Annotated in this window: 26 protein-coding genes; 6 read left to right on the top strand and 20 right to left on the bottom strand. The window is 67.7% G+C overall.

Annotation, left to right across the window (positions count from 1 at the left end):
• Positions 1-3 precede the first annotated feature (3 nt).
• Entirely contained in the window at positions 4-348 is a 345-nt protein-coding gene (locus ACFWO8_RS17780; protein WP_378951760.1) for a hypothetical protein, read from the top strand.
• A gap of 44 nt (positions 349-392) precedes the next feature.
• Here the strand turns inward: ACFWO8_RS17780 and ACFWO8_RS17775 are convergent, their stop codons facing one another.
• Together ACFWO8_RS17775 and ACFWO8_RS17770 are read right to left on the bottom strand one after the other, a co-directional pair.
• Positions 393-1,844: an MFS transporter gene (locus tag ACFWO8_RS17775; RefSeq protein ID WP_378951758.1), complete on the bottom strand. Its 1,452-nt coding sequence runs from the start codon at positions 1,842-1,844 to the stop codon at positions 393-395.
• 15 nt (positions 1,845-1,859) lie between these two features.
• On the bottom strand, positions 1,860-2,663 hold the full coding sequence (locus ACFWO8_RS17770) for an acyl-CoA thioesterase (protein WP_378951755.1): 804 nt from the start codon (positions 2,661-2,663) through the stop codon (positions 1,860-1,862).
• A gap of 53 nt (positions 2,664-2,716) precedes the next feature.
• Here ACFWO8_RS17770 and ACFWO8_RS17765 point away from each other — a divergent pair, with 53 nt between their 5' ends.
• Entirely contained in the window at positions 2,717-3,199 is a 483-nt protein-coding gene (locus ACFWO8_RS17765; protein ID WP_378951752.1) for a winged helix-turn-helix transcriptional regulator, read from the top strand.
• 91 nt (positions 3,200-3,290) lie between these two features.
• Here the strand turns inward: ACFWO8_RS17765 and ACFWO8_RS17760 are convergent, their stop codons facing one another.
• Positions 3,291-3,908, bottom strand: a complete 618-nt coding sequence (locus tag ACFWO8_RS17760) for a TetR/AcrR family transcriptional regulator (RefSeq protein ID WP_378951749.1) — start codon at positions 3,906-3,908, stop codon at positions 3,291-3,293.
• Between the two features lie 118 nt (positions 3,909-4,026).
• On the opposite strand from ACFWO8_RS17760, the gene ACFWO8_RS17755 reads away from it, so the two are divergent.
• On the top strand, positions 4,027-4,890 hold the full coding sequence (locus ACFWO8_RS17755; RefSeq protein ID WP_378951746.1) for an SDR family NAD(P)-dependent oxidoreductase: 864 nt from the start codon (positions 4,027-4,029) through the stop codon (positions 4,888-4,890).
• A 1-nt stretch (position 4,891) separates the two neighbouring features.
• Here ACFWO8_RS17755 and ACFWO8_RS17750 read toward each other — a convergent pair whose 3' ends face one another.
• The 11 genes from ACFWO8_RS17750 to ACFWO8_RS17700 form a co-directional block, all read right to left on the bottom strand.
• A complete protein-coding gene (locus ACFWO8_RS17750; RefSeq protein ID WP_378951743.1) occupies positions 4,892-5,497 on the bottom strand; it encodes an ATP/GTP-binding protein in 606 nt (201 codons plus the stop codon).
• Complete coding sequence (locus ACFWO8_RS17745) at positions 5,478-5,852, bottom strand: DUF742 domain-containing protein (protein WP_378951741.1); 375 nt, start codon at positions 5,850-5,852, stop codon at positions 5,478-5,480. The genes ACFWO8_RS17750 and ACFWO8_RS17745 overlap by 20 nt, the downstream gene beginning before the upstream one ends.
• Positions 5,853-5,864: 12 nt before the next feature.
• Positions 5,865-6,269 carry a roadblock/LC7 domain-containing protein gene (locus ACFWO8_RS17740; protein ID WP_056809728.1) on the bottom strand — a complete coding sequence of 135 codons (405 nt, stop codon included), beginning with the start codon at positions 6,267-6,269 and terminating at the stop codon, positions 5,865-5,867.
• A 1-nt stretch (position 6,270) separates the two neighbouring features.
• Entirely contained in the window at positions 6,271-8,616 is a 2,346-nt protein-coding gene (locus ACFWO8_RS17735) for a nitrate- and nitrite sensing domain-containing protein (RefSeq protein ID WP_378951737.1), read from the bottom strand.
• 219 nt (positions 8,617-8,835) lie between these two features.
• Positions 8,836-9,243 (bottom strand): DUF779 domain-containing protein, encoded by a 408-nt coding sequence (locus tag ACFWO8_RS17730; RefSeq protein ID WP_378951733.1) that lies wholly within the window; start codon positions 9,241-9,243, stop codon positions 8,836-8,838.
• Positions 9,243-10,760: an aldehyde dehydrogenase family protein gene (locus tag ACFWO8_RS17725; RefSeq protein ID WP_378951728.1), complete on the bottom strand. Its 1,518-nt coding sequence runs from the start codon at positions 10,758-10,760 to the stop codon at positions 9,243-9,245. Before ACFWO8_RS17725 ends, ACFWO8_RS17730 begins: the two co-directional genes overlap by 1 nt.
• A gap of 87 nt (positions 10,761-10,847) precedes the next feature.
• The gene (locus tag ACFWO8_RS17720; RefSeq protein WP_378951725.1) at positions 10,848-12,107 is read right to left on the bottom strand and encodes a transcriptional regulator; all 1,260 of its coding nucleotides are present in this window, start codon (positions 12,105-12,107) and stop codon (positions 10,848-10,850) included.
• Between the two features lie 152 nt (positions 12,108-12,259).
• Positions 12,260-12,580, bottom strand: coding sequence for a hypothetical protein (locus tag ACFWO8_RS17715; RefSeq protein WP_378951722.1), 321 nt, complete (start codon positions 12,578-12,580; stop codon positions 12,260-12,262).
• A 63-nt stretch (positions 12,581-12,643) separates the two neighbouring features.
• Positions 12,644-13,792, bottom strand: a complete 1,149-nt coding sequence (locus tag ACFWO8_RS17710) for an alkaline phosphatase family protein (protein WP_378951720.1) — start codon at positions 13,790-13,792, stop codon at positions 12,644-12,646.
• Positions 13,789-14,109, bottom strand: a complete 321-nt coding sequence (locus ACFWO8_RS17705) for a nuclear transport factor 2 family protein (protein WP_378951717.1) — start codon at positions 14,107-14,109, stop codon at positions 13,789-13,791. Before ACFWO8_RS17705 ends, ACFWO8_RS17710 begins: the two co-directional genes overlap by 4 nt.
• A 96-nt stretch (positions 14,110-14,205) precedes the next feature.
• Positions 14,206-14,823 carry a TetR/AcrR family transcriptional regulator gene (locus tag ACFWO8_RS17700; protein WP_378951714.1) on the bottom strand — a complete coding sequence of 206 codons (618 nt, stop codon included), beginning with the start codon at positions 14,821-14,823 and terminating at the stop codon, positions 14,206-14,208.
• A 124-nt stretch (positions 14,824-14,947) separates the two neighbouring features.
• Between ACFWO8_RS17700 and ACFWO8_RS17695 the strand changes: the two genes are divergently transcribed.
• Positions 14,948-16,006: an NAD-dependent epimerase/dehydratase family protein gene (locus tag ACFWO8_RS17695; protein WP_378951702.1), complete on the top strand. Its 1,059-nt coding sequence runs from the start codon at positions 14,948-14,950 to the stop codon at positions 16,004-16,006.
• 2 nt (positions 16,007-16,008) lie between these two features.
• On the opposite strand, the gene ACFWO8_RS17690 is transcribed toward ACFWO8_RS17695, so the two are convergent.
• Genes ACFWO8_RS17690 through ACFWO8_RS17680 form a run of 3 tightly spaced genes read right to left on the bottom strand, consistent with a single transcriptional unit; the run spans position 16,009 to position 18,442 of the window.
• Positions 16,009-17,538 carry a polyamine aminopropyltransferase gene (locus tag ACFWO8_RS17690; RefSeq protein ID WP_378951699.1) on the bottom strand — a complete coding sequence of 510 codons (1,530 nt, stop codon included), beginning with the start codon at positions 17,536-17,538 and terminating at the stop codon, positions 16,009-16,011.
• Positions 17,538-17,963: a DUF350 domain-containing protein gene (locus ACFWO8_RS17685; protein WP_378951696.1), complete on the bottom strand. Its 426-nt coding sequence runs from the start codon at positions 17,961-17,963 to the stop codon at positions 17,538-17,540. The genes ACFWO8_RS17690 and ACFWO8_RS17685 overlap by 1 nt, the downstream gene beginning before the upstream one ends.
• Positions 17,964-18,004: 41 nt before the next feature.
• A complete protein-coding gene (locus tag ACFWO8_RS17680; RefSeq protein WP_378951693.1) occupies positions 18,005-18,442 on the bottom strand; it encodes a DUF4247 domain-containing protein in 438 nt (145 codons plus the stop codon).
• Between the two features lie 78 nt (positions 18,443-18,520).
• Here ACFWO8_RS17680 and ACFWO8_RS17675 point away from each other — a divergent pair, with 78 nt between their 5' ends.
• On the top strand, positions 18,521-18,793 hold the full coding sequence (locus ACFWO8_RS17675) for a hypothetical protein (RefSeq protein WP_378951690.1): 273 nt from the start codon (positions 18,521-18,523) through the stop codon (positions 18,791-18,793).
• 1 nt (position 18,794) lies between these two features.
• Here the strand turns inward: ACFWO8_RS17675 and ACFWO8_RS17670 are convergent, their stop codons facing one another.
• The 3 genes from ACFWO8_RS17670 to ACFWO8_RS17660 all read right to left on the bottom strand — a co-directional run bounded on the left by ACFWO8_RS17670 (position 18,795) and on the right by ACFWO8_RS17660 (position 21,576).
• Positions 18,795-19,373 carry a class I SAM-dependent methyltransferase gene (locus ACFWO8_RS17670; protein ID WP_378951686.1) on the bottom strand — a complete coding sequence of 193 codons (579 nt, stop codon included), beginning with the start codon at positions 19,371-19,373 and terminating at the stop codon, positions 18,795-18,797.
• 67 nt (positions 19,374-19,440) lie between these two features.
• The gene (locus ACFWO8_RS17665; RefSeq protein ID WP_378951683.1) at positions 19,441-20,052 is read right to left on the bottom strand and encodes an HAD family hydrolase; all 612 of its coding nucleotides are present in this window, start codon (positions 20,050-20,052) and stop codon (positions 19,441-19,443) included.
• 369 nt (positions 20,053-20,421) lie between these two features.
• Positions 20,422-21,576 carry an LLM class flavin-dependent oxidoreductase gene (locus ACFWO8_RS17660; RefSeq protein WP_378951680.1) on the bottom strand — a complete coding sequence of 385 codons (1,155 nt, stop codon included), beginning with the start codon at positions 21,574-21,576 and terminating at the stop codon, positions 20,422-20,424.
• 198 nt (positions 21,577-21,774) lie between these two features.
• Between ACFWO8_RS17660 and ACFWO8_RS17655 the strand changes: the two genes are divergently transcribed.
• Positions 21,775-23,274 carry a flavin-containing monooxygenase gene (locus tag ACFWO8_RS17655; RefSeq protein WP_378951677.1) on the top strand — a complete coding sequence of 500 codons (1,500 nt, stop codon included), beginning with the start codon at positions 21,775-21,777 and terminating at the stop codon, positions 23,272-23,274.
• The last annotated feature ends 81 nt before the right edge of the window (positions 23,275-23,355 follow it).

Below are 23,355 nucleotides of genomic sequence, written 5' to 3'. Positions count from 1 at the left end.
TCGATGCGTTCTACAGTTCTTCTCGGCCTCGCGGCTGCCGCGGTCACGGTCGCCGCGATCGCCGGGCCGGCCACCGCCACCGCCCAACCCACCTATTACGACCCGGTCATCACGCCGTGCAGTCACCTGTTCCGCACCCCGCTCGAGCTGCCGCGCCCCGGCACCGATGTGTACTGGAGCCCGTTCGGTACGTCGAACATCGTCTGCTTCGACGACGGCACCGGCATGGAGAACTACTACCAGCGAGATCCGTGGGGGCGCTGGCACGACATGAACGAACTCGCCCCCGGTCACTTCTTCTACGTCATCTTCGATTCCTCGGTGCCAGACCAAGCGTCGTGGGGCTGACCGAGGGACGCGGCCGGCGACATCGTGGTCGCCGACCGCTCGGGTCAGGCGGAAACCGCCGCACCCCCGGTGTTCTCGGTCGCCGGAGGAGTGACGCTGGGCGATTCGGCCGGTGGCGCGGTCTGCGATCCGGACCGCACGGCGAAGCCGATGAGTCCGGCGAGGACCGCGACGCCGGCGGTCACGTACCAGGCGTGCTGGAAGGCGTCGAGCGTGGCGGCCGGGGTGTCAGGGGTGCCGAGCATGGCTACCAGGACCGCGACGCCGATGGCGAGACCGAGTTGGCGGGCCATGCTCAGGACGGCCGATCCTGTCGCGAAGCGTTGCGGGGGAAGGGTTCCCGCGCCGACGGCGAACGCGGTCGGCAAGGTCAGTCCCACGCCGAGACCGGTCAGCAGCATCCCGCCGAGTAGCCCGCCCACATAATCCGGTGCCAGTTCGGCCGCGCGTGCCCACCACAGGAGTCCAGCGCCGAAGGCGAGCCCGCCCGCCGCGATCACCGGGCCCGCGCCGATTCGGGCGATGAGCTTGCCCGCGGCGATGGCGACGAACGGCACGACCAGTGGGCCGGGCGCGATCGCCAGCCCGGTCTGCAAGGCCGACCACCCCCACACGTTCTGCGCCCAGAGCGTGACCGAGAGCAGCATGCCCGCGAACGCGATCTGGAATACCAGCGAATTCGCCCCCGCGAGAACGAAATTCGGGACCCGAAGCAGGGCGGGGTCGATGATCGGGCTGTGGTGGCGAGCCGAGCTCACCGCGAAGACCGCGCCGAGAACGACCGCGACACCGAACGCGGCGAGAACCCCGGTGGCGGTCCAGCCCCACTCCGGACCTTGGACGACGGCCAGGATCAACGACCCGACCGCGCCGATCAGCGCGCCCGCACCCAGCAGATCGGGCAGTGGACCACCCGCGGCGGGCGGGCACGGCAGCTTGCGCACGCCGATCGCGAGCGCGGCCGACCCGATCGGCACATTCACGAGAAATACCCAGCGCCAGTCGATTTCGACCAGCAACCCGCCGAGCACCGGACCCAGTGCCGCACCGAGACCGCCGAACGCCACCCACAGGCGGACCGCGCTCGCGCGTCGCTCCGGCGGTGTCGCGGCGAGCACCAGCGCGAGCGAGGACGGCGTGAGGAGCGCGCATCCCACGGCCTGGACAACACGGAAGGCGATGAGCGACTCCACGTTCCAGGCCGCTGAGCACAGCGCCGACCCGATCACGAAGATTGCCAGACCGGTGAGGAAGGTGCCGCGGTTACCGCTGCGGTCGCCGAGCCGACCGGCCGGCACGAGTAGGGCGGCGAAGACGATGGCGTAGAGGTTGAGCACCCAGGACAGCTCGGTCAGTCCGGCGCCGAAGTCGCCTGCCATGGCGGGCATGGCGACATTGACGATGAACAGGTCAAGGCTCGACAACAGCACGCCGATGGAGACGATGGCCAGTACCAACCGCGGATTCGTCTCGCGTGACGGGGCAACGGATTTCATGGGACAAGCTCCCGTTCAGCCGAGGACGCGGCGGGTTTGCCGGGCGGTGGCGAGCAGAATGCCCGCGTCGTCCCAGAGATCGGTGTCATCGACCGACCAGCCGTCACCGGAACTGACGTTCGCGGCGCGGACCAGCACAGGTGCGTTGCCGAGGTCGGTGAGGTCGGCGTGCAGTTGCAGCGACAGGGTGACGGTCGGGACGGCGACCGGCGCGGTGAGCAGCGGGAACAGTCCGGGTGGGAGGGCGTCGGCGAGCACGGCCAGACTCGGCGCGTCGATGGGCAGCGCGGGGTCGAGCGCGATCCAGGCACACATCATCGCCTCGTCCGCGCCGCTGAGGGGCAAAGGGCCCGCAGCGGGTCGAATGACGAAATGCGTGCCGACGGGGACGATTTCCGGGGGCAGCTGGAACAGTGCGCAGTCCTGTGGAGCCGCGACGATGGGCGCGGGCCTGGCACTGTGGGCGGGGATCGTTGTCGCGCCGGGCGCGCCCAGGGTGACGGTGGCCGCGGCGACGGGCGCACCGTCCTGTTCGGCGATCACGTCCAGGATCGTCGTGCTGCGCCCGACGGTGTGTTCGGTGGCGCGCAGGGTGAACGCACCGGTCGCGGGTCGGCCGAGGAATCTGACCTCGGCGGCGCGCACGGGGAACTCGCGCGAGCTCGCCCGCTGGGCGACCTCGATCAGGAGCCCGGCGAGCGCGCCACCGTGTGGGCCGGTCCAGCCACGCCACGAATCGTCGACAACGGCATGCCACGGCCCGGATTCCCCGGCAGTGAGGGCGAATTGTGCGCCGAGACGCCCAGTGAGTTTCATCATGCAACTCACGATAGGTGGGTGAGTTCTTTCATGCAACCGACTAGACTCGGCTCATGCGACGCACCAGCTTCGAAGACATGAACTGCTCCCTGGCCCAGTGCCTGGAGGTGGTCGGGGAGTGGTGGACGCTGCTGATCGTGCGCGACGCGCTGTTCGGTGTCACCCGCTTCGACGACTTCCGCGACCGCCTCGGCATCGCCCGCAACGTGCTGGCCCAGCGCCTCGACGGCCTCGTCGAGCACGAGATCATGACCCGAGAGCCCTACCAGGACAACCCCGTTCGCTACGACTACCGGCTGACGGCCAAGGGTCGCTCCCTCTGGCAGGTGGTGACCGCGATGCGCCAGTGGGGCGACGAATGGGCTGCTCCGAACGGCGCCCCGGTCGAGGCGCTGCATCGCAGCTGCGGCCACGTCGCTACGGTCGAGCCGACCTGCTCGCACTGTGGGGAGCGGGTCAACGGCCGCGACCTGCAACCGGTGGACGGCCCCGGCGCCGGTGAGCGCTCCCCGTTGCCCGCGGCGCTGCGGGGGTAACGGCCGCTCGGGGCTTGTTCTGGACGATCTATTGCTCGTCGGCCTGGCGTGGTCGGCCGAATGTCGCTGCCGGACAGCCTGTTCTGTGAGTTCAGCCGCGCAGGCCGCGGAGGGCGGTCTCGACAACGCGATCGGCGAATTCGGTGGTCAGGGTGCCGGTGCGCAGCAGCCATCGGTCCAATAGAGGACCCCAGATCATCGCGATGGCCACGTCGAGATCGACGTCGGCGGCGATCTGTCCCGCGGCCTGCGCGGCGTGCAGTCTGCGGCGTTTCAGGTCGTCCATGGGCGCCTGGAGGCGTTCGACATAGGTGGTGGCCAGGGCGGTGTCGTTCAAAATCGCGCTGGTCAGGCCGCGTAAGGGGAGGTCGAAGTGGGGGTCGGCGAGTTCGGCGACGGTGGCGTGGAGAACGAGTTTCAGGTCGGCTTCCAGGTCGCCGGTGTCGGGCAGGCCCGATGCCTCGTCGTCGCCGGTCTCGCTGAGCATCAGGAAGGCATCCAGCAGGACCGCGCCCTTGGACGGCCACCATCGGTAGATCGTCTGCTTGCCGACGCCTGCTGTGGCGGCGATCGCCTCGATGGTCAGCTTGTCGAAGCCGATCTCGCCCGCCAGCTCGAATGCGGCGGACAGGATCGCGCGCCGGGATCCTTCATTGCGCCGGGTCGCGTCCGCTGACGGTCGGGGCGCGGGATTCACCTGCTGGCTCATACGGCCATCATAGCAATCAAGAGAGACGAGACGTTGCGTCTTGACAGCGCGATGAATCAGTGGAATCCTCGAATCATCAGACGAGACGCAACGTCTTGTCTAGTCGAGGAGGACTGCTATGACCACCGCCGGTACCACCGCATCTCGTGTCTGGTTCATCACCGGAGCGAGCCGCGGTCTCGGCCGTGCCTTCGCCGAAGCCGCACTGGCGGCGGGGGACCGGGTCGCTGTCGCGGCCCGCACTCGATCCGCACTCGACGAACTCGCCGCGGCCCACCCGGAAAAGGTGCTGCCGCTGACCCTCGACGTCATCGATCGTGGCGCGGTGCACGAGGCGGTCGATGCCGCCGTCGCCCACTTCGGCCGCCTCGACATCGTGGTCAACAACGCGGGCACCCTGTCGATGGGCATGATCGAGGAATTCACCGAAGCGCAGGCTCGCGCCCAGATGGAGGTCAACTTCTTCGGTGCGCTGTGGGTGAGTCAGGCCGTGCTTCCGCACTTGCGCACCCAGCGCTCCGGGCACATCGTGCAGGTCTCCAGTATCGGCGGGCTCGCCGGTTTCCCACTGTCGGGGATGTACGCGGCGAGCAAATTCGCGCTGGAGGGCATGAGTGAGGCGCTGGCACTGGAAGCCGGGGAATTCGGTGTCTCGCTGAGCATTCTGCAGCCGGGCGGCTACTGGACCGACCTGTATTCGGCCATGGCGAACACCACGCCGATCGAGGCCTACGCCCCGCTGCGCGCCCAGCTCGAGGCGCAGTGGGCCGAGGGATCCGTCGACAGCGAACCTGCCCTCGCCGCCGTTGCGCTGCTCACGCTCGTGAACTCCGACGAGCCGCCGCTGCGGCTGCTGCTCGGAGACATGGTGTACGACTTGGCTTTCCATCTCGCGCGCGCCAAGGCGGCGACCTGGTCGGCCTGGGAGCAGACCAGCCGAGCCGCGGAGCGGGCAGTAGCCGCGCCGGGCTCGGCGTCGTAGCTCAGGTGGTGACCGGAGTCCGTGCGGCGCGGTCGATCAGGTACTCGACCAGGTGGGTCAGCACCGCCTTGGCCGAGGGCCGATCGCGCGCGTCGCACAGGATCACCGGAGTATTGGGATCCAGGTCCAGCGCGTCACGCACCTCGTCGATGGTGTAGCGCGGCGCGCCGTCGAAGCAGTTCACCGCGATCAGGAACGGCAAGCCACGCCGTTCGAAGAAATCGACCGCCGCGAACGAATTGCTCAACCGCCGGGTGTCGGCCAGCACGATGGCCCCGAGGGCGCCACGGCACAGCTCGTCCCAGAGGAACCAGAAGCGGTCCTGTCCGGGCGTGCCGAACAGGTACAGCACCAGATCCCGGTCGATGGTGATGCGACCGAAGTCCAGCGCGACGGTGGTCGTGTGCTTCTGCTCCACGCCCGACAGGTCGTCGACACCGGTGCTGACTTCGGTGATCAGCTCTTCGGTCCGTAGTGGCGCGATCTCACTGATCGCGCCGACCATGGTGGTCTTGCCGACGCCGAAGCCGCCGGCAATGAGGATTTTGACCGAGGCGGCCATGTGCTGGTCGCCTGCGGACATCGGGTCAAAGTTTTCGGATGCCATCCAGAACCGCTCGCAATATGTTGAGGTCACCGGCACCGGCCTCGGCCGATACCGGAGCCCGGAAGATGAGGTGGCCCTCGGCGATGAGATCACCGACGAGGATCTTGGTCACCGCCAGAGGCAGTTTCAGCACGGCCGAGACCTCGGCCACCGACTGCGGACGCTTGCACAACCGCGCAATCGTCGTGTACTCGGGTTCTGGTTTGCGCAGGGTGGGGGCGGGATGCACTGCTACCACCACCGTGAGCATGTCCAGGTCGTGCGCCGCGCCCATGGTGCGGCCGCGGGTCACCGCGTACGGCCGGACCAGGGGTCCAGCCGCGTCGTCGAACCACGGATCGCCGAGTCGAGTCATAGTCGAAACTTCCTATAGCTGCGCATGCCCGTGCCGCGGCTCCGTCGACAGATAACTGCCGACCCGCTGCACAGTGAGATTCATTTCGTAGGCGACCATGCCGAGATTGGCCGACTCGTTGGCTTGCAGTGCCAGACAAGCGTTTTCACCTGCCGAGGTGACGAAGAGTACCGCCCGATCGAGCTCGATCACCGCTTGGCGCACGCCGCCGCCGTCGAACCGGCTACCCGCGCTGCGCGCGAGACCGTAGAGGGTCGAGGACATGGCGGCGAAGTGTTCGGCATCTTCACGCTTCATCTGCGAGGAGCGTCCGAGCAGCAGTCCGTCGGTGGACAGCACAACCGCGTAGCGGACCCCTGCCAGCCGGTCGACGAGATCGTCGAGTAGCCAGTTGAGATCACCGGGGGAAGAGTTCACCTCAGCCTTCCTGTTCGTCCTGGTTCGATGTGGTCTGTGGTTTGCGACCCTGACGGGTGCCGTTCTCGATCGCGGACATGATGTCGCGCGCCTGTTCTGCGGAGCGGGGGCGCTCGGGCACTGATGGGACCTCGGCGGCGGGCTCGGTGAGCTCGGGGGCCAGATTCGTCTGCCTGCTGCGGCGCGGCAGTGCGGGGCGTTCATCGGAGCCGGTGTCGTAGCGCGGGGTCTGCACGGCGGACACGTCCGGGGCCGGCGCCATCGGACGCGGGGTCGGCGGGTCGGCGACCAGGGTCGCGACGGGCGCCGGAGCCGATTCGATGGCGGCGACCGGTCCCGATTCCTGCGGCGCGGGCAGGCCACGGCGCAGCGGGCCGGTCATCGTGGGCGGCATGCCCGCCAGGTCGGCCTCGCCCGCCAGCAACTGCTGGGGGATCAGCACGATGGCACGGATGCCGCCGTAATCGGACTCGCTCAGCCGCACCGAGACGCCGTGTGCGAGGGCAAGCCGGGCGACGACGAACAGGCCGAGGCGCGAGTCCGAGGACAGCGTGCCGACACCGAAGTCCGGCGGATCGGCCAGCATGTTGTTGTAGCGCACCAGGTCGTCGGCGCTCATGCCCATGCCCTGGTCGGTGATCTCGACGACCACACCCTTGCCGACGACATTGCCGCCCGCCTCGACCCGCGACTGCGGCGGGGAGAACGCGGTGGCGTTGTCGACCAGCTCGGCGAGCAGGTGCACGAGGTCGGCCACGACGGTGCCGACGACGCTGACCTCGGGCAGCTTGGTGACCCGCACGCGCGCGTAGTCGAGTGTCTCGCCGATGGCGCTGCGCACCACGTCCATCACGGGCACCGGCTGACGCCACTGCCGCCCCGGCCGGCCGCCGCCGAGGATGATCAGGTTCTCGGCGTTGCGGCGCTCACGAGTGGCCAGGTGGTCGAGCCGGAACAGCGTCTCCAGCAGCGCCGGATCCTCTTGGCGGCGTTCGGCTTCGTCGAGGATCTCGAGCTGGCGGTGCACCACGATCTGGCTGCGGTGGGCGATATTGAGGAATACCGCGCGCACACCCTCACGCGTGCGGGCCTCGTCGACCGCGGCACCGATCGCCGCCGCGGCGGCGTGCTCGAAGGCCTCGGCGACCTGACCGATCTCGTCGCGCCCGAAGTCCAGCGTGGGGGCGGTCTCGGCCTTGTCGACCTCGCCGCCGTCGCGCAGGGTGCGCATGGTGGCGGGCAGCTTCTCGTCGGCGAGTTGCAGTGTGGCGGTGCGCAGGCGGCGCAGGCGGCGGATGATCCGGTTGGCCAGGATCACCGCGACTACGAAGACGAGCACACTGAGCGCGAGCACGCCGCCGCCGGCCAGTGCGGCGTTCGTCTCGGCTTTACGCGCGGAGTCCTCGGCGAGGTTCTGGACGTGGTCGTTGTACGCGGCATAGGAGTCGAGCAGGCTCCGGTTGACCTCGGCCGCGGCGTTCTGCCAGTCGGGTGTCGCCATCGGCAGCGCGGCGGGTGTGACGGACTTGCTGGTCGAGGTGCCCGACTGGGCGGCCTCCGACACTGCGAAACGCTGCACGAGAACGGATTCCATGGCGGTGAGCTGCTGCCAGTGCCCGGTGGCCGTCAAGGCGACGACAGCACTGCGCTCCGGTTCGTCGAGTCCGGCCGCCAGGTTGGCGATTTCACCGTGGTAGAGGCCGGTCTGGTTGATGAACTCGTCGAGCGGAATAGTCGAGTTTCCGTCCGAGGCCACCATCGCGGTGGCGACCGCGTTACTGCGTGACATCGCCTCAGCGGCACCGAGCAAGCGCAGACCCTGGGCCACACCGGACGCGACGATCGCGTCGGGCGCCGCACGCTCGGCGACTTTGGTGCCCTGGATGATCACGTTGAGCAACGAGTTGTAGAACAGGTAGGCGTCCGAAATCGGCAGCATCCGGGCGTCGGCGCCCTTGCGTACACCGTCCAGGTGCGTGCCGAGCGTGGCGAAACCAGCCTTGTCGCCGCCGATATTGGTGTCATCGATCGCGCGCAAGGTCTCGCCGGCGGCGAGCAGTCCGCGAAACGCGCCGTCCATGCGCGTGCGCGCGGCGGCGAGCCCGAGTGCCGCGGTCTCATCGCCGGCCAGGTGCGCCAGGGTGAGGTGTCGCTCGGATTGGACCGACTCGATCAGTTCGCGGGCCGGAACCGCGGCAGCCTGCAGCCGCACCGCCCACGATTCGGCCTTGTCGCTCTGCTCGACCAGGTAGCCCGCCGTACCGACGCCGACCACCACCAGAGTCAAACTGGGGATGAGGGCAATCGCCAGAATCCGGGTGCGCACACCGAGTCTCGCTAAGAACATCGCTATAACGTAACGGAATCGTTGCAGTGTTGTCGTGCGTGTCTCGGTGAGCGAGACGCGATTTGGTTTGCGCGGGAACACATTTGCTATATGGGGGGCACACACGAAAAACGGCGAGCTCACCCCGCCGGCTGAGCCGCGATGGCCCAGTCGGCGGGGGCTCGCCGTGACCTGCCAACCCCGGGAAAGATGCTGCCAGGTCAGGTTTCGACGGCGCCGCTACAGCGTGCGGTCGGCGCCCGTTCGTGGTGGCGGTGCGGCCGCCAGTGCCACGTTCTCCGCCTCGGTCAGCAGCCTGGCGCGCAACACGAATCGCATGCCCTGCCCGGCTTCGAGGGAGTCCTCAGCGGCCTCACCGCGCGTCACATCGACGGTGAGGTGGGTATCTTTCCAGCATTCGAATTGCTCGGCGCTGATCCAGAATTCGGTGTGCCAGCTGAGCCGGCCGAGCAGGATGTCGGCCTTCTCGATCGGGAACTGCTTGGCCGACAGGCACCGCGGGGCGCTGTCGTCGTCGCAGCAATCGCCCGCCTGGCGGAACAGGACGGGGCCGTTGTCCTCGATAAGCCTGCGGAGCAGGGTCTGGGCGCGCTCGGTGATCTCCACACGGTGGATTCGATTCTGCATCAGAACATCCCGAGTTTCGTTGTCGAATAACTGACCAGCAGGTTCTTGGTCTGCTGGTAGTGCCCGAGCATCATCGCGTGGTTCTCCCGGCCGAATCCCGACTTCTTGTAGCCGCCGAACGCGGCGTGGGCGGGGTAGGCGTGATAGCAGTTGGTCCAGACCCGACCTGCCTTGATGCCGCGCCCGAGTCGATGGGCGGTGTTCATATCGCGGGTCCACACGCCCGCACCGAGACCGTAGAGGGTGTCGTTGGCGATGCGGATCGCTTCGTCGACGGTATCGAAGCGGGTGACCGCGACGACCGGGCCGAAGATCTCCTCCTGGAAGATCCGCATCGTGTTGTCACCGGAGAAGACGGTGGGTTCGATGTAGTACCCACCCGGCAGGCCGTCGACCTTGCGTGCTTCCCCTCCAGTGAGCACGCGGGCGCCTTCGGCTCTGCCGATGTCGAAATAGGACAGAATCTTCTCGTACTGGTCGTTGCCGGCCTGCGCGCCGATCATCGTCTCGGTGTCGAGCGGATGACCGGACACGATGGCCTCGGTGCGGGCGATGGCTCGGGCGAGGAACTCGTCGTAGATCGACGAGTGGATCAGCGCCCGCGACGGGCACGTGCACACCTCGCCCTGGTTCAGGGCGAACATGACGAACCCCTCGACGGCCTTGTCGAGGTAGTCGTCGTCGGCGGCCAGCACATCGGGCAGGAAGATGTTGGGGCTCTTGCCGCCGAGTTCGAGGGTGACCGGAATGATGTTCTCGCTCGCGTACTGCATGATCAGCCGCCCGGTGGTGGTCTCCCCGGTGAAGGCGATCTTGGCCACGCGCGGGCTCTGCGCCAGGGGTTTGCCCGCCTCGGCGCCGAAGCCGTTGACCACGTTGAGAACTCCGTCGGGCAGCAGATCCGCGATGAGTTCGACGACGAGCAGCAGTGAGGCCGGTGTCTGTTCGGCCGGTTTGATCACCACGCAGTTGCCCGCCGCCAGCGCGGGCGCGAGTTTCCAGGCGGCCATCAGGATCGGGAAGTTCCACGGAATGATCTGCCCGACCACCCCGAGCGGTTCGTGGAAGTGATAGGCGACGGTATCGGCGTCGATCTGGGACAGCGATCCCTCTTGGGCGCGCAGCACACCCGCGAAGTAGCGGAAGTGATCGATGGCCAGCGGGAGGTCGGCCGCGAGGGTTTCGCGAACCGGTTTGCCGTTGTCCCAGGTTTCGGCCACCGCCAGTGGTTCGAGGCTGTTCTCGATCCGGTCGGCGATCTTGAGCAGGATGTCGGACCGCTCGGTGACCGAGGTCGCGGCCCAGCGCTCGGTGGCGCGGTGCGCGGCTTCGAGCGCCATATCGATATCGGCGGCGGTGGAACGGGCCACCGCGCAGAAGGTCTCACCGTCGACCGGTGACGTGTTGTCGAAATAGCGGCCTTCGACAGGGGGAGACCAGTCACCTCCGATGAAGTTGTCGTATCGGGGGGCATAGCTGACTATGCCGGTATCCGATCCGGGTTTGCCGTAGATCATGCGCCTCGCTCCTCGCGACCCTTGCGTGGTGTCCCACACTATTGTCGGAGAAGGTTGGTACGAGGTTGGTGACGGCGTTTGTGCAGGTCAGGACTGTCGCGCGGTGAAAAGTCGGGCCGTGACGACGGCGCGCCGGACATCGTCGCGAGGCAGTAGCCGCAGGGCGTGCTCGTGCACGGCGACATCGCCGGGGCACCGCTGCCCGAACGCGACGGCGTGCTCGGGTCGGTCGCTGCCGAGCACGGCGTTGCGGATGCCGACGTCGAGATGGGCGCGCCACTGTTCGACGCCCGGCAGATCCGAACCGGGCAGCAGCGGTCCGCGATACAGATACAGCGCGGAGGTGAGGTCGCCGCCCTCGATAGCGGCCAGCAGATCCACCGCGTCGCAGGAGACCGCACCGGTGAGCATGTAGCGCCGGTTCGCGATCTCGCCGCGGGTGGCGCGGCGCAGGTGCGACACATCGGCTTTGAGCGTGTTCAGCGACACCGACCGTTCACCGTAGACCGCGGCGTGCAGCTGTTCGGGGGTGTAGCCGTCGGGCTCGAGCGCCAGCAGCGCCAGGATCTCGAGTTGACGTGGCGGCAGCGGCACCGGTCGGCCGTCGCGCAAAAGTCTTGCCGCGCCGAGGCATTCGAGCCGTACACCCGGCGCGGGCGTCGGTGCTTCGGCGCGCAGCATCGTCTCCACAGCGGTGACCAGCGCGCGCACCGAGGTCATCACCATCGGATGCGAGCGTTCCCAGGTCGAGGACAGGTCGAGCACACCGACTGTTCGGCCGTCGGGGCCGTGGATGGGTGCGGAGTAGCAGACCCAGCCGTGCAGCGCGGCGACGAGATGCTCGGCGGAGAACACGGTAACGGCCCTGTCGTCGTGCAGGGCCAGGGATAAGCCGTTGGTGCCCATATGGCTTTCGTCCCACACCCCGCCGGGCGCGAAGTTCACCGCTTCCCCCTGGCGGCGCAGCGTGCGATCGCCCGCGGTCCACAAGATGGTGCCCGATTCGTCACTGACGACAGCGAGATAGCCCGACTCCTCGGCCATTCCGCGCAGCTGGCCCGCGAGTTCGGTGACGGGCCTGCGCAGCGGGGACTCCGACCAGCGGTCGCTGATGTCGCTGAATCCGGGAGCGACTTCGGTGGCGGGGTCGACGGTGTGCAGGGAGCGCTGCCAGGATTTGGCGACATCGTTGCGCACGGCACCGGTGTCACGGGGCAGCGTCAGGGGGCGTGAGGGTGCTGCCAGGCGGTTCCACTGCTTCTCGAGCTCGACCCGGTAGTCGGAGAGCCGTTCGGGCCTGTGCGGTCCGGCGATCGGGTATGGGGGCCTTCCTGCGTCCTCGGCCACGTTCACTCCCTGCTCGTCGGTGACGCACCGTTCCTGCGACGAGAATCGGTGTGGCGCTTACTGTCTATCAGCTCTGCCACCACCATGGGAACGTTTGTGCCGAGGACGACCAGGTCGCCGGTCGGTAGCCTGTCGCGTCGCCTTGACGTCGACTACTTGTTGAGGAAGATCCCGGCGATATCGGCGTTCTTGATCGGAGTGTCGACATTGCGCTGGGTCGCGCACAACAGGTCGACCTGCACGATCATCGAGTCGACCACGGTGCCCGCGGGTTCGTTGTCGTTGCCGGTCTGTTGCTTGATCGCCTTGGTGATGGTGATCCGCTTGGTGTTCGCGTCCTGGTTGACGTAGTCGCGGCAGCTCGTTTCGCCACCCTGGTTGAGCACTCGCTCGACCTCGGTGCAGCCGGTAACCAGTGCCGCCAGCACCGCGACGCCCACCGCGACAGCGCCGGTACGGGTGTTGGCGTGCATGGTTCCTCCTGGAATGGTTCGCTACGCGCACCTGCGCGTCGGTGACAGCTTAGGTGGTGGTGCTCAGGCGCGGTGGATCCGCAGGGGAACCCGCAGTTCAGCGGGGGTGAGCGAGCCGTGGTGGCCGACCATCAACGATTGCAGCGGTTCGGCGCCGGACCGCACGACACCGCCGTCGCCGCTCGCGATCACGACGAGATCGCCGATGCGTGCGGCGGCCTCCCGGGTGGGCGCCGGGCCGAACCAGCCCGCGTCGATCGCTTCGTCTCGGGTGCGTACCAGGAACCTGCTCCCGAGAACGCCTCGCCAGGTATCGGCGACCGAAGCACTCGCGTCGGTGTAGACGTGGCGGGCGCGTGGTTCACCGCCGAGTGCCAGGACGTTTTCCGGCAGGTGCGGGTGGGTGTCGAAGTCGATGCGCTCGACGAGTTCGACCATGCCGTGATCGGCGGTGACGATGAGCGCCGAGCGAGCGGGCAGCCGCGCCGCGATCTCGGCGGCGATCCGGTCGACATTGGCGAGCTCGAATCGCCACGCCCGGCTGGCGGGTCCGCGCGCGTGGCCGGTGGTGTCGAGTTCTGAATGATAGGTGTAGACAAGGGTTTTCGGTGCGCAGGTGAGGGCCGTCAGGACGCCGTCGACGAGATCACCGACCGAATAGGCGGTGCGGAATCCGCCGCCGCGCCACCCGGCCAGGGTCAGGCCGGAGCCGTCCTGGTAGCTCGGCGCCACCTGCACGGCGGCGATGCCCGCATCGGTCGCGCGCTCGAAGATGGTGCGGCGCGGCTGAATTCGGTCGGGCGGGTACGCGGTGAGCGCGTCCACCTTCGGCCCTGCGCCGGTGAGTTGCCACCGGAGCGAATTGAACAGGCGTTCTTCGCCGGGCAGACGCATGGTGTAACCGACGATGCCGTGCTCGCCCGACGGCAGTCCGGTGCCGAGGGTGGTCAGGCTCGTTGCCGTCGTGCTCGGAAAACCGGCATCGAGGGTCGCCTCGGGCAGGCTGGTCAGGAACGGCGCCGCAGTGGATTCGGCGGCCAGGGCGTGCGCGCCGAGTCCGTCGACGAGCAGCACACAGACCCGGTCGACATCGAGTTCGAGGCCGAGTCGGTCGGTATCGCCGGGTACGCCGAGGCAGGTCAGTACCGACGGGAGTAGATCGGAGAGTGCGGCGGTGCCGTAACGCGGTGTCAGCAGAAGATCGTCGGTCACGCCTGTCCTGTTTCGAATCGGCTGATCAGCCCGTCGCGCAGGACGAACTGCCAGGTGGTTCGCATCGAACCCCACCGGCTGTTGGTGTAGTCGGCGGTGAGTGCGAGGCCGTCGTCGGAGTCGACCGTGTCTACGGCGAGATGCCCGTTGCTGCTGAAGATCTCGGCCTCTGTCCACTGTGCGAGATTGCGTTCGACACCATCATCGGACATGGTCGCGTCTTCGGTGAGCACACCGTAGAACTGGTCGGTGTCCTGCGCGTTGAGTGCGTCGACGAACGCCTCGACCACGGGATCGAGTTTCGCGGTGCCAGACATCGGGCCTCCTGCTCGAAACGGCTACGCAACGACAAACACGGTTCTACCCACTGTAGGTGAGTGCACACGCCGGGCCGACGGAATATCGGCGGCGCGTCAGGACGAACTCGGCGCGATCAGCGCGGTGAATGTGCGCATGATCGTGTCGACCAGCTCGGGCGCGTTGGTACCCATTTGTTCGCTGCGCTTCTCGAGATGACCGTCGAGCCACAGCGACGCCAGCCCGTGGGCCAGCCCCCACCAGGCGACGGCGAGGGTGTCGGCGCGGTCGGCGGGCAGTGCGCCGGTGGCGACACATTCGGCGACGGTGTCGACCAGCACGTCGAATGCGGCGTCACCGGCGGCGTGGGCATCGGGGTGCTTTTCCGGCTGGGACAGCTCAGGTCGGAACATGAGCCGGAACTGGGCGGGGTGATCGCGGGAGAACCGCACGTAGGCATCACCGAGTTCGGTGAGCGCGGCCAGCGGGTCGGCCGACGCCGCCCTGGCGGCGACCATGTAGGCGGCCAGCTGCTGGAAGCCGTCGATCGACAGGGCCGAGAGCAGCGCGGCGCGGTCGGCGAAATGGTGATAGGGCGCGCCACTGCTGACCCCGGCCTCTCTGGCGACGCGGCGCAGGCTCACCGCGGCCAGGCCCTCGCTCTCGATCAGGCGCAGGCAAGCCTGCATCAGCGTGGCGCGCAGGTCGCCGTGGTGGTAACTGGTGCGCTTCACCCTGCTGAGCGTAGGCGAGATTCCGGCCGGAATTGGCACTGGACAGGAAATCTATGCAGTGTTTAGATTAATTGAGCATCGCTTAGATGCGTGCTCCACCGAATCGACGGAATGGATGACCACCATGACCACTCGGGTACTCGTCACCGGCGCGACAGGTTTCGTCGCCGGCCACTGCATCGCCGAACTCCTCGAGCACGGCTACGCCGTGCGCGCCACCGTGCGCGATCTCGCCGCGCACGCCCGCCGCGCCCATCTCACCGAACTCGCCCGCCGCACCGGTGGTGACCTGGAATTCGTCGCGGCCTCCCTCGACGACGATGCGGGCTGGGCCGCGGCGGTCGCGGATTGCGACACCGTGCTGCACGTCGCGTCACCGTTCCCCGCCACACCGCCCGACAACGAGAAAGACCTCATCGAACCCGCGGTCCAGGGCACCCTGCGCGTGCTGCGCGCCGCCGCGGCCGCCGGTGTACGCCGCGTCGTGCTCACGTCCTCGGTCGCCGCCGTCGCCTATGGCCATGACGTGGACACGGTGCGCACCGAGGACGACTGGTCGGTGGTCGACCGCATCCCCGCCTATCAGAAGAGCAAGACCCTGGCCGAACGGGCGGCCTGGGAGTTCGTCGAATCCCTGCCCGCCACCGCCGGTCTCGAACTGGTGGTGGTCAATCCCGGCATGATCCTCGGCCCGCTGCTCGAAGCCCGGACCAGCACCTCTCACGAACCGGTCCGCCGCCTGCTCGCTCGCGACGTCCCGGGTTCGGTGAAGACCGGCTGGACCCCCGTCGACGTGCGCGACCTCGCTGTCGCGCATCGGCTGGCGATGGAAGTTCCCGAGGCGGCGGGCAATCGATACATCTGCGCGACCGACCCACTGTGGATGGGCGAGTTGGCCCGCCTGCTGGCCCGCGACTACGCCGCCGAGGGGTTCCGTGTCCCCACCCGGATCCTGCCGAACTGGGCGATCCGCCTCGTCGCGGTCTTCGACAAGGGCGTCCGCTTGACCGTGCCGGTTCTCGGCCGCACCGAACATGTCAGTGCGGACAAGGCCCGGCGCGAACTGGGCTGGACCATGCGCCCGATCGAGGACACCATCCGTGACACCGCCGACAGCTTGATCGCCTTCGGCATCGTCACCGCCCCCGACCGGCCCGCGAAGCCATCGCGTGTTCGGGTCTGAAGTCAACGCCATTCTTGGCGTTGCAGATCCAGAATCACCGGGTGCATCAAGGTCGAGACCTCGGGGTCGACCGGGCGCCGATCCGGCGGGAAGACGGTGGCCGCGGTGAGGGTGGCGGCGTCCAGGGAGCGCAGCGGGCCGGGGCTGCGCAGGGACGGGGTCGGGGCCACGGTGGCCGAGGCCAGCACGAAGCCCCAGTCGCCGAAGCTCGGGACGTCCACGTGGTAGGGGGTGGTGTGCAGACCCGCGGAACGCAGGGTGGCGTCGATGGTCCAGAAGGACCGCGGGGCGAAGAAGGGCGAGCCCGATTGGACGACCATGCGGGCGCCGGGCGCCAGTACATTGGCGGTCATCGCGTAGAACTCTTGCGAGTACAGCTTGGCCACCGAGGTCTGGTCAGGGTCGGGCAGGTCGACGATCACCGCGTCGAAAAGGCCTGGGGCGCTGCGTAACCAGGTGAACGCGTCGGCGTTGACCACCTCGACTCGCGGGTCGTCGAACGCATGGTCGTTCAGGCCGACCAGGCGGTCGTCGGTGCGGGCGAGGTCGATCATCGCCGGATCGAGTTCGACCAGTGTCACCTCGGCGATGTCGGGATAGCGCAGGATCTCGCGCAGCGCGAGGCCGTCGCCGCCACCGAGGACCAGCACCGACCGGTGCGGGCCGGACAGCACCGGGTGCACCAGCGCCTCGTGGTAGCGATATTCGTCGACCGAGGAGAACTGGAGTCCGCCGTTGAGATACAGCCGGGTATCGGTGGTGGCGAACGGGGAGAACGATTCGGTGAGCACGATCTGCTGATAGGGCGTGCGCGTCTGCCACACGATCGGGTGGGCGAACAGGGCCTGCTGCGCGGTCGCCTCGAAACGGTCGGCGTAGAGGTAGCTTCCGGTGAGGCCGCAGGCGACCGCGACGGTGGCGGCGATCAGGGTGTGGCGGGCGCCGCGCGTCATCTTGTCGCGGAAGAAGAAGAACGCCAACGCGAGTCCGGCGACGGCGTTAACGACCCCCACCACCAGACTGCCGCGGATCTGGCCGAACACCGGCAGCAGCAGGAACGGAAACGCCAAGCCGCCCAGTAGCGCACCCACATAGTCGGCCGCGAACAGATCGGCGACCGCGCTGCTGGCCTCCTGCTCGCGGATGTCCTGCAGCAACTCCATCAGCAGCGGAATCTCCGCACCGACGAGCATGCCGATCACCGCCGCCGCCAGCACCAGCGTGCCCGTATAGATATTGAGCCACGCGTAACTGGCGTACAGAGCGGCTACCGACAGCCCGCCGACCACGGCCAACGTCAACTCCACCGCCACGAAAGCGGCAGCGGCACGGGGCCGCAACGGTTTGGCCACCAGCGCGCCGACACCCATCGAACACACCATCACGCTCAGCGTGATCGAGGCCTGGGCGGCGGTGTCACCGATCAGATAGCTCCCGAGGGTGACCAGCGACAGCTCGTACACCAAACCGCATGCCGCGCACACGAACACGGTCGCCAGCAGCGCCGCCCTGGCCAGGCGGTGCCGCGGCATCAGGTCAGGCCCGCGGCCACCACCAGCGCGACCGCGATATGCGCCGACGCCGTGACCCACACCGCCGGATGCGGTTCCGCGTCGGCGACGACGGCCCGGAAGTCACCGGGAGTGAGCGCGTCGAGCAGCACGAACGCCACCGCCATCGCGGCCAGCCCGATCACGCCGTAGATCGCGCTCGCCAGCAGGGCCTCGGCGATCTTGCCCTCGGAGGTCCAGATGGCCACGGCCACGATGATCCCGACCCCGAACAGGTTCGAGGCGAGCAGGATCGCGGCATTGCGGTTGCGTTCGATCCAGATCTGGGCGCGCAGGTCGCCGGGGGTGAGCAGGTCGACGACGCCGAAACCGACGGCCATCAACACGATTCCCACCGCGGAATAGGCGAGCGCGGCGCCCGCGTCCGCCGCCAGGTCGGCGAGCATGAGTGTCCTCCTGTGTTGTGCGAGCGAGATGCCCGAATGAACTACTTGCCGCCGTTGTCGCTGCCGCCGCCGCGGTAGTCGCCTGCCGCCGAACCGCTGGTCCAGCCGTAGCCGCTGATGTGGCTGTGATGGCGGCGAGTGCCGTTGGACAAGCTGTCGACCAGGACGAGGGATCCACCGGCATGCGGTGACACCGCGACGAGATCCCGGTCGAATCGCAGATAGTGGTTGTCACCGGTATTGCGCTTGTCGCGCGGATCGGTCGCTTTCGCGATCGCGGCGGCCACCGCGGCAGGTGCGGCGGTGGCGAGGAACGCTAGACCGTTGTTCGCCTGATCGAGTTGTTGGGCTCGCCGATACTTCTCTGCGACGAATTCACGCGGATCCTCGTCCCGCGTGGCAACCACAACGACGACCACCGCCACGACTACCGCAACCACAGCGAGCAGGCTCGCGATGATCCACCGGGTGCGATTCATCGACTCGACCCCCCGTGCCCGGTGCGCCACACAACAGTCCGTGATGCGTTGATGACTGACCCTCCCCATCGAAAAATCTTGCCGGACTGTATCACCCAGGTAGGCGGACATACCGCATCGATTCGGACAATACGGATCCACGTCGGTCGCAACGCCGCGACCGAGGCCGCCGTCCACACCCTGGCCCGGATCCTCGCCACCGAACTCGGCCCACGCGGCATTCGGGTGTATCGGATCAATATTCGCCGAGCACGGTGGAGTTCTCAGCTGATCCTCGACGTGAAAACGGGAATCGCGGTACCGCTGGAGGCTCAGCAGATTGCGCGGGAGCTGATCCGGCGATCGCTATAAGTCAGGGCCTGCGCCACAGGAGGGTATAGCGCCACATGAGCCGCCGGCGCACCTCGGCGCCGGGCAGCAGATCGGTGGCCGCCGAGCGGATTTCGGTGAGAGTCTCCTGCGGTTCGCGCAGTGTCGCCGCGGGCCCACCTGCGGCCGCGCGGTGCCTGCGGTCGATTCCCCAGATCACGGGTAGCAGTGGGAGATAGTGGATATCGGCGAGGGGATGCATCTTCCAGAGACCCACCACAGCGAGGGTGCCGCCCGGCGCGACCAGGGTGCGTAATGCGGCCAAGCCCTCACGTAGCGGGACATGATGGAGGGTGGCTACCGCGGTCACGATATCGAAGGCTTGGTCGAGATCTCGGAAGTCGGCTTGTTCGAGGTGGACATTGGGTGCCGCGGGAGCGTTGTCGATGACCTGTCGGTCGATGTCGACGCCGAGAACTGCATCGCATCGGTCGGCGAGCTTTCGGGCGAGCAGACCGTCGCCACAACCGATGTCGAGCGCTGTGCGGGCGTTCGAGGGGACCTGATCGAGTACCCAGGGGTGGTAGCGGCTGTTGTGATTCCAGTAGGGGTCCGTCGGCATGACCCGTCAACGCGTCAGGTCTCGGATGGGTTCCGGAACTGGGTTGCGTCACAGGCTGTTTCGTGGACTATCGCCCCGATGCGTGGACGGACAACCACTCGGCGAACTGGGTGAGATCGTCGAGGACCACGTCCGCGCCCGCGGCCCACAATCCCTCGGCATCGTAGGGACCGGTGGTGACACCGACGGCCACCACACCGGCGGCCTTGGCGCCGCGCATGTCACCCGCGTGATCGCCGACGAAGACGTGGGCCGATTCCTCGCGCAATACATCGGCCTTCCCGGTCGACCACAGGTCGCCAGCGAGACGATCGATCTGCCAGCCGAGGTGATCGACGTGCAGTCGCGCGTGCGGCTCGAATTTCCCGGTGACGACCAGCGTCCGCCCACCGTCGGCGCGCACGGCGGCCAAGGCGTCGTCGGCCCCGGGTAGCGCGGCGATGTGGTCGACGACGTCCGGGTACAGCTCGCGGTAGCGAGTGACCAGATGGGGGATCAGGTCGTCGGGCGCGCCCGCGTCGCCCAGCAGTGTGGCCAGCGGCGGTCCGAGGTGCTCGGCGAAGTGCGAGCCGTCCATGGCGAGATCGAACTCGCGCGCGAGGGTGTCGATCGCCAGGGCGACACCCGGACGTGAGTCGATGAGAGTCATGTCCAGGTCGAAGCCGACGGTGAGGGTCACGCCGCCGAGCCTATCGCCGACCGTGCCCGACTCTGTCGAACGCGGTCCGAACCTGCCCCGAACTGCAGTGATTCACGTGGAACCCCGGCTGCACACGATGCCGAAAAAGGTTGGGGGAGTGCGGTGCCGCGAAGCATGATGTGCGTCATTGCATTTCGGTCCTACTGGTCGGTATTCGAAAGAATGGCAGGTCACGGCCGCATCGAAAGATGTTGGGCTACCGTGCTCCCCGGCAAACGACAGGGAGCGCAACGGTGCAGCGACTGCCGAACCGGTGCTCCGAATGGCCCTGCCCGGATTACCGTGGCGGGGTCGGCACCGGCACTCGTCGCGGGGCGCGACCCTAGATCCTGGCCGCGCCCCGCGGTATCAGCTACTCGCAGCGGCGGTGAACGGCGCGATCGACGGCACCGGCACCGGCCGCGATGGATGCGTCCACACGCCCTTGCGCTCCAGAATCGGCAGCACACCCTCGCCGAACCAGTACGCCTCCTCCAGGTGCGGGTACCCGGACAGGATGAAACTGTCGATCCCGATCGCGGCGTACTCGAGGAGGCGATCGGCCACCTCGGCGTGCGACCCGACCAGCGCCGTACCCGCACCACCGCGCACCAGGCCCACGCCCGCCCACAGATTCGGCGCGATCTCGAGCCCGTCGGTCCGCCCGTTGTGCAGCCGTGCCATCCGGCGCTGCCCCTCGGAGTCGCTCTTGGCCAGGTTCGCCTGCACCCGCTCGATCTCGCCCGGTGAGATGCCGTCGAGGAGTCGGTCGGCCTCCGCCCACGCCTCGGCGGCGCTGTCGCGGCTGATCACGTGGATGCGCAGGCCGAAGTCGACGGTGCGGCCCTCGATCGCGGCCAGGCCGCGGACCCAGTCCAGCTTCTTCGCGACCGCGTCCACCGGTTCGCCCCAGGTGAGGTAGGTGTCGGCGTAGCGGGCCGCGATCGGTCCGGCCGGACCCGACGAGCCGCCGAAGAACACCGGCGGAATCGGGTCGGGACGGGCGCTGAGGATCGCGTCCTGCACCCGCAGGTGCGCACCGGTGAAGCTGAACGGTTCGGTCCGCGACCACAGCTCTCGCACGATATGCAGGAACTCGCCGGTGCGGGCGTAGCGCTGGGTCTTGTCCAGGAAGTCGCCGTAGGCCTCCTGCTCGCGCTGCTCACCGCCGGTGACGACATTGAGCAGCAGCCGACCGGCGGAATGACGCTGGAAGGTGGCCGCCATCTGCGCGGCCAGGGTGGGGCTGGTCAGGCCGGGGCGCAGCGCGACCAGGAACTTCAACGTCTCGCTGGTCTGCACCAGCATGGCGGTGGTCAGCCAGGCGTCCTCGCACCAGGCGCCGGTCGGCGTGAGCACGCCCTCGAAGCCGTTGTCCTCGGCGGCGGCGGTCAGCTGATTGAGATAGCGCAGCGTGGCGGGACGATCACCGGACATGAAGCTGCCGTGTCCACCCGCCATCAGGCCGCGAGAGTCGCCGTAGGTGGGTAGGAACCAGTGGAACGACAGTCCGCGCTCGGTCATGTCCGCCTTTTTCGTTGCAGTGATGGGGCCCATCGATGCTGACCGGTGCGCCCGCCCTCGTCACGGATTCCGATCACCGTGCGCGCAACCCGCGCCGCGACTACACCGAACTAGACGTAACTATGCGAAACACGTAACCTGGAAGCAGGCTCGGGCGACGATGCTCGGGTCGGCGACCCTACGAAACGAGCTTCCTCAATGACGCGGCATGTCGACGTACTGATCATCGGCGCGGGCCTGTCCGGAATCGGCACGGCCTGTCACCTCTCTCGCGAGCAGACCGGACGCACCTACGCGATCCTCGAGCGCCGCGAGAACATCGGCGGCACCTGGGATCTGTTCAAGTACCCCGGCATCCGCTCGGACTCGGACATGCTCACCTTCGGTTTCGGATTCCGCCCCTGGATCGGCACCAAGGTGCTCGCCGACGGCGCCAGCATCCGTGACTACGTCGAGGACACCGCCAAGGAATACGGCGTCACCGACCACATCACCTTCGGCCGCAAGGTCATCCACCTCGCCTTCGATCGTGCCGCCGCGCTCTGGACCGTGACGGCCCAGATCGAGGCCACCGGCGAGGCCGAGACCTGGACCGCCAACTTCGTCGTCGGCGCCAGCGGCTACTACAACTACGACAAGGGGTACCAGCCGGAATTCCCCGGTCAGGCCGACTTCAAGGGTCGGATCGTGCACCCGCAGCACTGGCCGGAGGATCTGGACTACGCGGGCAAGAAGGTCGTCGTCATCGGCTCCGGTGCCACCGCGATCACGCTGATCCCGTCGATGGCCGATACCGCCGCGCACGTCACCATGCTGCAGCGTTCGCCCACCTGGATCCAGGCACTGCCGTCGGACGACCCGGTCGCCATCGGTTTCAAGAAGTCGCGTGTGCCCGACGCCGTCGCCTACCGGATCGGCCGCGCCCGCAACATCGCCCTGCAGCGCGCCAGTTTCCAGCTCTCGCGCACCAACCCCGAGCTGGCCAAGAAGCTGATGTTGGCCCAGGTGCGCTTGCAGCTCGGCAAGAAGGTGGACCTGAGCCACTTCACCCCCAACTACAACCCGTGGGATCAGCGCCTGTGCGTGGTGCCCAACGGCGATCTGTTCAAGGTGCTCAAGAGCGGCAAGGCCGATATCGTCACCGACCGCATCGCGACGTTCACCGAGAACGGCATTCTGACCGAGTCGGGCCAGGTTCTCGAGGCCGACGTCATCGTCACCGCGACCGGCCTGAACGTGCAGATCCTCGGCGGCGCCACGATGAGCATCGACGATGAGCCGGTGAAGATGAACGAGACGGTCGCCTACAAGAGCGTGCTGTACTCCGACATTCCGAACTTCCTGATGATCATCGGCTACACCAACGCCTCCTGGACCCTCAAGGCCGACCTGGCAGCCGCCTACCTGTGCCGCGTGCTCAACATCATGCGCGACCGTGGCTACACCACCTTCGAGGTGAACGCAGGCCCCGATGACTTCGCCGAGGAATCCCTCATGGGTGGCGCTCTCACCTCGGGCTACATTCAGCGCGGTAACGGCGAAATGCCCCGCCAGGGCGCGCGTGGCGCCTGGAAGCTGGTCAACAACTACTACCGGGACCGCACGCTGATGCACAAGGCCCCGATCGAGGACGGCGTGCTCCGGTTCAGCAAGACCGGCACCACCGTCAAGCCCGGCGCGAAGGTCGCCGGCGCCTGAACCTCGGCCGTTCATCGCGATGGGCCCCGCACGCTGGAGAAGCGTGCGGGGCCCATTGTTGTTCCCGGCCGCCCACGCGGC

The organism is Nocardia sp. NPDC058480 (genome assembly GCF_042720495.1).
Classification (GTDB): domain Bacteria; phylum Actinomycetota; class Actinomycetes; order Mycobacteriales; family Mycobacteriaceae; genus Nocardia.
Note: the sequence above shows the minus strand (reverse complement) of the source record. Positions and strands in the feature narration are given on the sequence as shown.

Excerpts from the sequence above, each read along its gene's own strand:
- ACFWO8_RS17770 (WP_378951755.1), bottom strand. The coding sequence starts at position 2,663 with ATGATGAAACTCACTGGGCGTCTCGGCGCACAATTCGCCCTCACTGCC.
- ACFWO8_RS17775 (WP_378951758.1), bottom strand. The coding sequence starts at position 1,844 with ATGAAATCCGTTGCCCCGTCACGCGAGACGAATCCGCGGTTGGTACTG.
- ACFWO8_RS17715 (WP_378951722.1), bottom strand. The coding sequence starts at position 12,580 with ATGCACGCCAACACCCGTACCGGCGCTGTCGCGGTGGGCGTCGCGGTG.
- ACFWO8_RS17670 (WP_378951686.1), bottom strand. The coding sequence starts at position 19,373 with ATGCCGACGGACCCCTACTGGAATCACAACAGCCGCTACCACCCCTGG.
- ACFWO8_RS17745 (WP_378951741.1), bottom strand. The coding sequence starts at position 5,852 with ATGACTCGACTCGGCGATCCGTGGTTCGACGACGCGGCTGGACCCCTG.
- ACFWO8_RS17660 (WP_378951680.1), bottom strand. The coding sequence starts at position 21,576 with ATGACCGAGCGCGGACTGTCGTTCCACTGGTTCCTACCCACCTACGGC.
- ACFWO8_RS17750 (WP_378951743.1), bottom strand. The coding sequence starts at position 5,497 with ATGGCATCCGAAAACTTTGACCCGATGTCCGCAGGCGACCAGCACATG.
- ACFWO8_RS17685 (WP_378951696.1), bottom strand. The coding sequence starts at position 17,963 with ATGCTCGCCGACCTGGCGGCGGACGCGGGCGCCGCGCTCGCCTATTCC.
- ACFWO8_RS17680 (WP_378951693.1), bottom strand. The coding sequence starts at position 18,442 with ATGAATCGCACCCGGTGGATCATCGCGAGCCTGCTCGCTGTGGTTGCG.
- ACFWO8_RS17695 (WP_378951702.1), top strand. The coding sequence starts at position 14,948 with ATGACCACTCGGGTACTCGTCACCGGCGCGACAGGTTTCGTCGCCGGC.
- ACFWO8_RS17780 (WP_378951760.1), top strand. The coding sequence starts at position 4 with ATGCGTTCTACAGTTCTTCTCGGCCTCGCGGCTGCCGCGGTCACGGTC.
- ACFWO8_RS17755 (WP_378951746.1), top strand. The coding sequence starts at position 4,027 with ATGACCACCGCCGGTACCACCGCATCTCGTGTCTGGTTCATCACCGGA.
- ACFWO8_RS17705 (WP_378951717.1), bottom strand. The coding sequence starts at position 14,109 with ATGTCTGGCACCGCGAAACTCGATCCCGTGGTCGAGGCGTTCGTCGAC.
- ACFWO8_RS17730 (WP_378951733.1), bottom strand. The coding sequence starts at position 9,243 with ATGCAGAATCGAATCCACCGTGTGGAGATCACCGAGCGCGCCCAGACC.
- ACFWO8_RS17690 (WP_378951699.1), bottom strand. The coding sequence starts at position 17,538 with ATGCCGCGGCACCGCCTGGCCAGGGCGGCGCTGCTGGCGACCGTGTTC.
- ACFWO8_RS17760 (WP_378951749.1), bottom strand. The coding sequence starts at position 3,908 with ATGAGCCAGCAGGTGAATCCCGCGCCCCGACCGTCAGCGGACGCGACC.
- ACFWO8_RS17765 (WP_378951752.1), top strand. The coding sequence starts at position 2,717 with ATGCGACGCACCAGCTTCGAAGACATGAACTGCTCCCTGGCCCAGTGC.
- ACFWO8_RS17735 (WP_378951737.1), bottom strand. The coding sequence starts at position 8,616 with ATGTTCTTAGCGAGACTCGGTGTGCGCACCCGGATTCTGGCGATTGCC.
- ACFWO8_RS17725 (WP_378951728.1), bottom strand. The coding sequence starts at position 10,760 with ATGATCTACGGCAAACCCGGATCGGATACCGGCATAGTCAGCTATGCC.
- ACFWO8_RS17655 (WP_378951677.1), top strand. The coding sequence starts at position 21,775 with ATGACGCGGCATGTCGACGTACTGATCATCGGCGCGGGCCTGTCCGGA.